The sequence below is a fragment of the Veillonella parvula genome (assembly GCF_001553335.1).
In the GTDB taxonomy this organism is placed as follows: domain Bacteria; phylum Bacillota; class Negativicutes; order Veillonellales; family Veillonellaceae; genus Veillonella; species Veillonella parvula_S.
In genome coordinates this window covers 1-7,236 of record NZ_KQ960779.1, presented here as the reverse complement: position 1 = coordinate 7,236, position 7,236 = coordinate 1, and the positions used below count along the sequence as shown (strand labels likewise).

6 protein-coding genes and 1 pseudogene are annotated in these 7,236 nt (G+C 39.4%); all 7 read left to right on the top strand.

Going from position 1 to position 7,236, the window contains the following annotated elements; all coding sequences use genetic code 11:
* Positions 1 to 223: 223 nt before the first annotated feature.
* On the top strand, positions 224 to 595 hold the full coding sequence (locus HMPREF1865_RS01395; RefSeq protein WP_060918958.1) for a CGGC domain-containing protein: 372 nt from the start codon (positions 224 to 226) through the stop codon (positions 593 to 595).
* A 154-nt stretch (positions 596 to 749) separates the two neighbouring features.
* Complete coding sequence (locus HMPREF1865_RS01390) at positions 750 to 1,922, top strand: M48 family metallopeptidase (RefSeq protein WP_060918957.1); 1,173 nt, start codon at positions 750 to 752, stop codon at positions 1,920 to 1,922.
* A gap of 638 nt (positions 1,923 to 2,560) precedes the next feature.
* Positions 2,561 to 3,172, top strand: coding sequence for a MotA/TolQ/ExbB proton channel family protein (locus HMPREF1865_RS01385; RefSeq protein ID WP_060918956.1), 612 nt, complete (start codon positions 2,561 to 2,563; stop codon positions 3,170 to 3,172).
* Entirely contained in the window at positions 3,169 to 3,573 is a 405-nt protein-coding gene (locus HMPREF1865_RS01380) for an ExbD/TolR family protein (protein WP_060918955.1), read from the top strand. The genes HMPREF1865_RS01385 and HMPREF1865_RS01380 overlap by 4 nt, the downstream gene beginning before the upstream one ends.
* A gap of 4 nt (positions 3,574 to 3,577) precedes the next feature.
* Entirely contained in the window at positions 3,578 to 4,327 is a 750-nt protein-coding gene (locus tag HMPREF1865_RS01375) for a TonB family protein (RefSeq protein WP_060918954.1), read from the top strand.
* Between the two features lie 129 nt (positions 4,328 to 4,456).
* Positions 4,457 to 6,910, top strand: coding sequence for a TonB-dependent receptor plug domain-containing protein (locus tag HMPREF1865_RS01370; RefSeq protein WP_060918953.1), 2,454 nt, complete (start codon positions 4,457 to 4,459; stop codon positions 6,908 to 6,910).
* A pseudogene (locus tag HMPREF1865_RS01365) lies at positions 6,910 to 7,236 on the top strand (ABC transporter substrate-binding protein); the annotation flags it as partial. The gene HMPREF1865_RS01370 and the pseudogene HMPREF1865_RS01365, both read left to right, overlap by 1 nt.

Genomic DNA, 7,236 nt, shown 5'->3' with positions numbered 1-7,236 from the left:
GGAGACGGCCTGGGAGGATAGGAAGCCGCTGATTAATTAAAGGCACACCTGAGGGTGTGTCTTTTTTGTATGGATTTTTATTCTTTTAAGGGAACTAATGAGCAAAGCAGTAGACGTTGAAGGAGTTACTTATATAATTAGTATTAATTATCGTGCTTTGAAGCACATATTTTTCTCATGGATATGGTATACTTAGGTTTATATCATATTTATAGGAGGTCATATGTCTAAAAAAATTGCGGTCCTCGTTAATGAGGAGACAATGCAGCGCTGTTCTTGTGGCGGTTGTTTGAAAGCATTTATGAATAAAGCGGATTCTTTTGAGCGTTATGCTGATGAGGATATTGAGTTGGTGGGGTTCACACATAGTGGTGGGGATCTTGCTAAGAAAATCGAGTCTTTTAAGAAAAAGGGTGTTACTACGGTACATCTTTCTACATGTACGCGTGGTAAGAATGAAAATTATGAAAGCATCGCAGAGCAGTGTGCTGAGGCGGGCTTTGATGTAGTAGGCTATACACATGGCAGTGCGGTGTCTAAAGATGGTAAAGAAGCAGTAGTACTTTCAGCTAAACCAGTAACGACAGATCAGTAGTCAGCAATACTTGAATTAACTACAACAATTTGCAATATCTTATGATAGATGAATGATTGTTCCATTATTCATTTTATATTTACACTAAACTTATATTATATAGATAGTATGTAAATTATGAGTGATATATTTATCATTATGAGAGGTTGAGAGAATGAATAAGAAACTTACAGCGGCTACCTTATCTGTTGCTATGGCAGTGACAATGGCACCTAGTATGATGCAAACGGCTTCTGTTAATGCTGCGTCTGCTGCGGTACAATCCTTAGCTGGTGGTGCTATTGCTATGGCTTACGTATCTACTGCATTAAATAAAATGGATAATTCTGCAGAGGGGCAACAGGAGAGTTTGGCACGCACAAAAGAGAAAACTGGTTACTTAAACGATAATGCAGCCCAAGAGCGTGTAAATCGTATCATGAAGACATTAGAGGCTACACCTAGTGTAAAGCGTTCTTATGTTGTATATGCAAATCCTGATGAGGAGTTCAATGCGTTTGCCACACTTGGTCGTGTTATGTCCATTAACAAGGGTGCTCTAGATACACTGGATGATGATCAATTGGCCTATGTAATGGCTCATGAGATCTCTCATGGCGAGCATAAAGATATTATTAATGGTGCTAAGAAGCAAATCGGTCTTTCTACAGCGGTCGGCATTGCCGCTGGTGGTAGTGAAGGTGCGGCTATTTTATCTAATGTGGCAGGCAACTACTTATCCAATCAAGTGTTTACGATGAGCCAAGAAAAAGCCGCTGATGAGTTAGGCTTTAAGATTTTAAGTGAATCTCCATATAATGTAGGTGGTGCAGCTGGTTCTATGGCAGTACTACGCAACAAAGTAGGGGAACACTACCGTGAAGGGCTTTCACAAGTGGTAGCGCCTAACAATCATCCAAAGTTGTCCGATCGAGTGAACAATAATATTTCTCGTATGTACACATATTCTGGGAATCATGTAAACGTATCGAATGGTACTGTGTACGTAAACGGTGATAATATCTATACTCCAGCAGGTAGTGGCCGCTACACAGGAGAAGAGCGCGCTTATTACATGGCTGGTAAGTTGGCACGATTGTATCATAACAATCAAATTACGTCAGGTTCTGCATCCTATAGTGGTGACACTGTAACGGTAGCTGGTCAATCCATTGTTTCTACGCCAAATGCGGACGTAGCATTGCAAGTGGCAACAAATCTTAACAATGCATTTGTAAAGCCTGCAGGTTCTGCTGTTAATGCGAAAAAACCAGTGAAGGTTAAACAAGAAAAACCTAAAAAGGTAAAAGAAAATAAAAAGGTAAAAGCTGATAAAGCTAAAAAATAAATGAGAGTTATAAATGGCATATAATTTGCTTTAAGGATTTATGCTATTATAATCAGAATAATCAGAGGACTGAGCCCATGAAGGCTTAGTCCTCTTTTTATATGGATTGTAATTTTTATAGTTTGCGTATAAGTTTATATGTTAATAAGTTTATAAGATGTATTGAGGGATATACGAGTAAGAAATAGACTGTAAAGATATTGATAACCTTAGAGTATAAATATTGTTCATGTGTAAATAAATTATATTCATAAAGTAATAATAAGTTCATAAAAATACAAAAGATTTTTGATAATGGAATGTGAATTATAATAATTTTCAACCATAAAATATGAGGAATTATCTTATTGAGCATAGTTTTAATAGATATAATTATTATATTTTTTATAATAATTATGAAGTATTTATGCAATGGCTTAATATTGTCTATATATAGTGGATAGATGTATATTTAAGGTGGATGAAATATGTGCTTAGAATGGAATCCTATAGAAATACCATAACGGTAGGGGGTATAGGGTTATTGTACTTATACATGCTTTATAGGATAATGTCAATGTTGGTGGTTAATCTAATAATATAGATGACCATTTTTTTGTTAAATAATACGTAATTTTATACATTATATGGAGGCTATGATGGAGTATACAATTCACCTATTTAATGCAGGTGGTTTCGTTATGTATCCACTTGTACTATTCATGTTAGCAGCATGTACTATTTTATTTGAACGTATTCGTACGTACAGAAACATCAATCATGAGTTACAACAGTTGTCCGATAGCATTGATGCAGGTCGTAATAGTAATAATTGGTCTACTCTAGAAAATTCTATAAAAAATAGTGATGACGCATTGAGTAGATTCGTGTCTCCTATCGTGGAGTCTGTATATAGTACGGAAGGTTTAGAGAACCGGTTACATGATGTGGTAGGTTACATGGATGAACGTTTAAAACGTGGTCTTAACTGGCTTAGCATGATGGTAACAATGGCGCCATTACTTGGCCTTTTGGGTACTGTAGTTGGTATGATCCGCTCCTTCGCAGCCGTTGGTGGCGATATTGGTGCACCTACTGTTATTACAGGTGGCGTATCCGAAGCGTTGATTGCAACTGCAACGGGGCTTTCAGTAGCCATCGTAGCATTAGTCATCCATAGTTGGTGTACAGATAAGGTAAACTCTGATATCGCAAAATTAGAGCAAAAATTAGGTTCTATCATGGATTTATATATTAGGAGTCAACGATGAAACGTAGTTCAGTAGGCATACAAAAAGAACCTACCATCATGATTATACCTATGATTGATATCGTTTTCTTCTTGCTCGTATTTTTCATGATGAGTACGTTGTATATGAATACAGAGGAACAAATTCCTCTTAACTTACCGAAGGCTTCCTCTTCTTCCGCGAAGACGATTGAGCCTATCACGATTTCATTAACAGCTACACATAAGATGTATTTGAATGAACGTGAGATTGCCCCTGATCAATTGGGCAATGAGATTCAAGGTATTGTTGCAAAAGAACCTCAACAGGCATTTATTGTGCGCGCCTCTGAGGATATTGCGTATAAGGAAGTTATCAGTATTTTAGATAATCTTAAAATCAGTGGTGCTCGGTTTGTTAGTGTAGCTACAGAACGGAAGTGATCCTATGGTAAATAAACGATATGGAATTCCTTTCGTAGCTGCATTGGTCGTAAATATTGTGTACTGGGGCGTGGTAGGTGATTTTATGAGTCGCATGCAACCATTGGAAACGCCGCATAAGGATTTGGTTATTACTCTTGATATGGGGCAAATAGAGCCTCCTCCTGAGAAAAAGGAAGTAGAGAAGCCAAAGGTTCAACCAGATGATAAGCCTGTGGCAGGGGGCGGTAAGGCAGGTAGTGTGTTGCCTGATTTATCGGGAAAACCAACAGAAGGCTTAAAAAATCTGAATCCTTATTTAGGGGGCAATGAACCTGCACCTGTTAATGTAAGAGGCAACACCGATAATCCTGTTGGCATTCCAGGTAGTGGAAATATACCTGGCCCTGGTGGTGGATCTATTGGTAATGGTGGGCTTGGTGACGAAGGCGAAGGATCTAAAGGTGGCGATCCAGGTCCTGGCGATGTAGAACGTCGTGGGGGCTCCTACGATAGCTCAGGTTATATTGCTCGCGTTGAGAGTAATAAAGTAATGCCTCAACAAGCGGTACGCCGTGGCCTCAGTGGACGGGTTTCTTTTGAAGTTACTTTTGATGCGGATGGCAACTATGCTGGTGCGGAAATGATTGGTAGCAGTGGGTCTAGCATTCTCGATAATGCTGCTGCTAACCTCGTGGCGAGCTCTGGGGGTATAGAAAATACAACAGGTGAGCCAGTTACGATTGTGCTTAATGTAGATTATGGTTATAACTAATCTTCTATAGCTGATAGTGTATGAATTATGTTTGTGTGTAGTCTTAATTCAAGAAAATACATTGGACGCATTTATTAGGGGATTAGCTTTAATATTTTTTATTGTGTTTTTATTGTGTGTGGAGGGTTTATGACAAGTCGTCATATTTTATCTACTGCTATTGCAGCAACGTTAGCGTTAAGTACGTATCAAGCATATGCGTATGATGAGAACTTCAAAGGTTATGAGGTTCATAATGTTTCGGTGAAAGCCGATGCGGCTAAGGATGAGTATGGTAATACCATTACTGAGCAATCTTATTACCGTACTGGTGGTGATGTAAAGGTTATCACTCGTGAAGAGATTGAAAAACGTCATTATCGCGATGTAACTGAAGCGATTAAACGCGTTCCAGGTGTTACATTCCAAAATCCTGGTTACCGTGGTGGTGAGTATGGCTACCAATTCTACAATAATGGTGTGTCCATCAATGGTGACTCTCGCGTTGTAGTTTTGGTTGATGGTCGTCGTGTAGACAATATTACATCTGGTCGTTTAGGTGATAGCTCTGAAAGAGGCTCTAAATCTACAGGTGTTAACATCGATGAAGTAACCAATATGGATGCTATTGATAAAATCGAAGTTATCAAAGGCCCTGGCGCTTCTCAATACGGTTCTGATGCTACAGGTGGTGTAATCAATATTATTACACGCCGTGGTAAAGGTGATTTCAACGGTTCCGTTGATTTGGCTACAGGTAGCTGGAATAAACACAGCTACAATTTGACTGTGCAAGGTGCGGCAGGTAAGAATGCGTCTACTGGTTACTTTGTAACAGCTACTCGCACTATGTCTCAAGACTCAAAATACAAAGATGGCGATACTGGTGAAGTAGCTACACTTACTGGTTCTAAGTGGAAAGAAGAAGGATTTAATGCACGTATTGACCATGAGTTCAATAAGAAACAAAGCTTACAGTTCTCAATGAACTTCAAAAAAGGTCGCGATGGGTATCCAATTTCTACACCAAGCCGGAAATACTGGAATGCAGATGATTGGCGTCGCATTATTTTCAATGCTGAAGTTGGCCAATATGATATTAATTACAAGTTGAAAACAGATCCTAAATATGTAGATCCAGATGAAAATCCACAAGGTTATGCACCTAAGTTGTATGGTGACTCCAGAAACCCTGGCTACCACAATTTATTCGCTTTAGATGGTAACTACGGCTCTTATAGTAAGTTTAAAAACTTGGACACAGATTTGAAGTTTACTTTCGATCGCCAAGGCCAAATGGAAAGCTTTGCTAGATTGTATCGTTTAGATCATCGATATGAAGGTCGTGATACATATACATGGTCTAAGCTTGGTAGTGATGCTGCACGTGCCGCCTATGCGGCGGCATTCCCTAATGGTGCTACTGTAGAGCAATTCAATGCCTGGGTTGATTCCAATTTGGCACCATTCCCTGATCGTCGTGATGCATTGCGTCAATGGATTGCTGACACAGGTGGTATGGCAGGTAGCCCAAATAGATGGTATAAAGAAAACAAAACAGGCGTAGAGCTTCAATGGACTCGCCAACTTGATAAGCATGATATTATTGCTAATATCGACTATAGTCGCTCTAATTTGAACTCCCGTTCTATTAAACGTAATGGTGATGTAGTGTCTTCTGATATTCGTCGCAATACTTTATATGCTTATTTGCAAGATAAAATCTACATTGGTAACAATGTGGAATTAACACCAGCATTGCGCTATGTACACTATAGCAGCATTCAAGGTAATGGCAGCGGTGACTCCCAAGGTAAAGGTAGTGTAAGCGCCTTGACTCCTAGCTTGCATGGTCAGGTTAAATTTAACAAGAAGACTAGCATGTACGCTGGGTGGACTCGTATCTTAAGACCGCTTAAAACAGGCGACTATAGTGCGACTGATGGCGTATTTAATACACCGTTAGATGACGAAAGAGGCGATGCTTTCACATGGGGCCTATTACATACATTTGGTAAAGGTAATAATACTACTGTAGCAGTTCATTATGATTACACGCGTATGAGAAATGCTATCGCTACATTGCCAATTTTGAATAGCAGAACAGGCGAGTTTGAAAAAACAGCAGTTAATGCAAAAGAAAACAAACAATCTTTCAATATTACAGTAGACCACAGATTAAATGAACATGTAACAATGAGTGCGTCTTACTCTCATATGAAAGATAAATGGTTATCTAAAGGTGGTTGGATTCTTGATCCAAACTGGGGTTATAGCAATAGCGATGATATCAATGTGGCTATTAATAGCTTGCGTCCGCAAAACCACTATGCATTGAACATTTCCTATGATAACAAGCGTCTATATTCTGGCTTGTTGATTAATTGGTACACTGGTAACAGTGACTATGCATTCACTCATAGACGTTTCCTCATCGTGGACTGGAACCTCAACTATGATGTAACAAAAGATTTAACTGCGTACATCGTGGTAAATAACGTTCTTAACCGCGCTTATGAAACAAGCTATAGTGCTTACAATGGTCGTGGTAGTGCGGCTATGCCAGCACGTTCCTTCATGATTGGGGCGAAATATAAATTCTAATGATTAGATTCAGCGTATTAATACTATGTCTATTAATATGTGTAGGTTGTGGTCCTCAGCAGGTAACTGTTGAGGACCATCAGTCTACACCAGCACATATCGAATTGCAGCCACCAGTGACAATTGAATCCTTTGTACGCCGAGGGGAACCTTTTGAAAGTACCTATACGGCGGTGCCCGAGCGTGTGGTGGCGATGTGGCAAAACTCCATAGAAACTATCATTGCTCTTGGTGAAGGGGATCGTATCGTAGCGGGCATGGGGATTCCAGATCGCAAATACGTGCGACCAGAATACCGTGAAGCGTACGATAAAATCCCATACAAG

Excerpts from the sequence above, each read along its gene's own strand:
- HMPREF1865_RS01395 (WP_060918958.1), top strand. The coding sequence starts at position 224 with ATGTCTAAAAAAATTGCGGTCCTCGTTAATGAGGAGACAATGCAGCGC.
- HMPREF1865_RS01390 (WP_060918957.1), top strand. The coding sequence starts at position 750 with ATGAATAAGAAACTTACAGCGGCTACCTTATCTGTTGCTATGGCAGTG.
- HMPREF1865_RS01385 (WP_060918956.1), top strand. The coding sequence starts at position 2,561 with ATGGAGTATACAATTCACCTATTTAATGCAGGTGGTTTCGTTATGTAT.
- HMPREF1865_RS01380 (WP_060918955.1), top strand. The coding sequence starts at position 3,169 with ATGAAACGTAGTTCAGTAGGCATACAAAAAGAACCTACCATCATGATT.
- HMPREF1865_RS01375 (WP_060918954.1), top strand. The coding sequence starts at position 3,578 with ATGGTAAATAAACGATATGGAATTCCTTTCGTAGCTGCATTGGTCGTA.
- HMPREF1865_RS01370 (WP_060918953.1), top strand. The coding sequence starts at position 4,457 with ATGACAAGTCGTCATATTTTATCTACTGCTATTGCAGCAACGTTAGCG.